General features: G+C 74.1%; 2 protein-coding genes. Both read left to right on the top strand.

The window, feature by feature from the left end; all coding sequences use genetic code 11:
* Window positions 1-129 precede the first annotated feature (129 nt).
* Window positions 130-1,875, top strand: coding sequence for an LpqB family beta-propeller domain-containing protein (locus D8M29_RS10775; protein WP_127435435.1), 1,746 nt, complete (start codon window positions 130-132; stop codon window positions 1,873-1,875).
* Between the two features lie 42 nt (window positions 1,876-1,917).
* Window positions 1,918-2,549, top strand: a 632-nt coding sequence (locus tag D8M29_RS10770) for an NUDIX hydrolase (RefSeq protein ID WP_148111589.1), incomplete at its 3' end; no start/stop codon positions are given.

The following is a 2,549-nucleotide window of genomic DNA, read 5'->3' as shown; positions in this document are numbered from 1 at the left end:
GTCCGCGCGCCAGGCCGAGCAGGCCCTGACCGCACCCACCCGGCCGGTGCGCGTGGTCCCTGCGGAGGATCCCGCCCACGGGTCGGCCCCCGGGGACCCGACCGGCGACGACCCGGCAGAGGAGGCCCGATGACCACCGTGGATCCGCAGCCGCCCCGCCCGCCGCGGGTCGCCGTCGTCGGCGTGACCGTCGCCCTGATGCTCGCCCTCAGCGGCTGTACCCAGATCCCCCAGAGCTCCGAGGTGCGCAGCGCCGACCCGGTCGACGGGGCCACCGCAGACGCCGACGCGCCGCAGTTCCATCCGCCGGGACCGGCCGAGTCGGACACGGCGGAGGAGGCCATCCGGGGCTTCCTGCTCGCGGGCACGAGCCCGCAGGACGACTACGCGGTGGCGCGCGAGTTCCTCGACGGGCCCGCGGCCACCCAGTGGACGCCCGGACAGCGCACCCTCGTGTACTCGGCGGAGCCGCGCATCACCCGGGGCGACGGCGCCGGGGACTACCAGATCCAGGTCGAGGTCGACTCGGAGATCGACGAGTACGGCCTGCGGACCGTCGCGCCGCCGGGGACCACGCGGGCCTGGGCGGTCACGGTGCAGGAACGGCCGCAGGGCATGCGGATCACGTCCACGGAGAACGGCACGCTGCTCTCCCAGGCGCAGTTCGGACAGCTGTTCGCCCCGCACGAGCTCGCCTTCTACGACACCGCGAAGCGCTACGTCGTGCCGGACGTGCGGTGGTTCGTCAATCGGGGCACCACCGTGACCGCGCTGACGCGAGCGCTGCTGCGCGGGCCGGCACCGTATCTGGCCGGGGCGGTGGAGACGGCCTTCCCGCTGCGCACCGGCACCGACCTGGCCGCGCCCACGGTGCCCGTCGACGACGACGGCGTGGCCCACGTCGACCTCACCCAGGCGGCAGCCGAGGGGGCCGATGCCGACCGGCGGCACCGCATGCGGGAGCAGCTGGAGCTGACCCTGACGGGCCTCCAGTCGGTCAAGGAGGTCGAGGTGACCGTCGCCGGCGCCCAGTTGTCCACGTCGGGAGGCGACGGCCCCGCCCCGGTCCAGACCGACCCCGCCGTCGGCTCGGTCCAGGTGGGCATCGACACGGCGACGGGCGGACTCGTGTACGTGCAGGGGACCAGCGTCACGCCGGTGGGCGGTGCCCCGGACGTCACCGCGCTCGATCCGGTCCGCCCGACGATGTCCGGCGACCGCAGCCGATTCGCGTTCGTCACCCGTGATCGGACGGCGGTCCTCGTCGCCGGTACGGACGGCTCCCTGCGGGAGGCGCTGCGCGGCACCGGACTCACCGTCCCGTCGCTGGACCTCCTGGGCTGGGTATGGGCGGCCGACAGGGGGACGACCTCGCGGATCCGTGCCGTCCCGGCCCAGCCCGGCGGGCAGGAGCGCATCGTGACGGCCACCTGGCTGCGGCCCGGTGAGCGGATCGTCGACCTGCGGTTGTCCCGGAGCGGGGCCCGGGCCGCGATCCTCGTCGACGACGGCCAGCGGACCACCCTGCGCGTGTCCGGCGTCGTGCGCGGTTCGGACGGGGTGCCGAACGCCCTGACCGAGCCGATCCTGCTGCCCTCCTCCGGGTCGGAGGACTCGGTGGAGTGGGCCGGCGACACGAACCTGCTCGTCTCGGCGTACGCCGCGAAGCCCGACGAGCGCGTGGTGCCGCGGATCGTCTCGGTCGATGGCACCGTCCGGGAGCTCAACCCACTGGGCGGCCTGCGGGGGATCTCCGCCGGCGACGACGGCGCCTATTACGCGGAGACGGAGGAGTTCGTGTTCCTGCTGGTGGGCTCCTCGTGGCGGGCGCAGGAGCTCGACCGCGGGGTGCGCGACCTCTCGTTCCCAGACTGATCCGAGCCCGCGCCCGCCGCCCCGACATGAAAGGATCGCCCCATGCCTGAGATCCCCGCGTCCGCGGGACGCTCGCCCCTGCGCGACCTGCACGTCCCCCGCCCGGTGAAGAAGTCGAAGACCGTCTACGAAGGCCGAGTGTGGGACATCGCCCGGGAGTCGTTCCGCCTGGACCCGGCGGACAAGTCCCAGGATCCCCTGACCCGGGAGCTGATGGTGCACCCGGGCGCCGTGGCGATCCTCGCGGTCCGCACCAAGCTCACCACCACCGGCCCCCGCGAGCAGGTGGCCCTCGTCCGCCAGTACCGCCACCCCGTGGGCATGGAGCTGTGGGAGATCCCGGCGGGCCTGCGGGACGTGGACGGGGAGGACCTCCACCAGGTCGCCGTCCGTGAGCTGGCCGAGGAGGCCGACCTGCGCGCCCGCGAGTGGCACACCCTCGTCGACTACTACACGACCCCGGGCGGCTCCAGCGAGGCGATCCGCGTGTTCCTGGCCCGTCAGATCGAAGAGATCCCCGACGGCGAGCGGCACACCCGGCAGGACGAGGAGGCCGCCATGCCGCTCGTGTGGGTCGGCGTCGACGAGGTGACCGACGCCGTCCTGGATGGGCGCGTGCACAACCCCTCCACGGTCGTGGCGATCCTCGCCCTGTGCGCCCACCGCGCCCAGGA

Source organism: Micrococcus sp. HSID17227 (genome assembly GCF_003989405.1).
GTDB classification, from domain to species: Bacteria; Actinomycetota; Actinomycetes; order Actinomycetales; family Micrococcaceae; genus Micrococcus; species Micrococcus luteus.
This window is presented reverse-complemented; position numbering and strand designations above follow the sequence as displayed.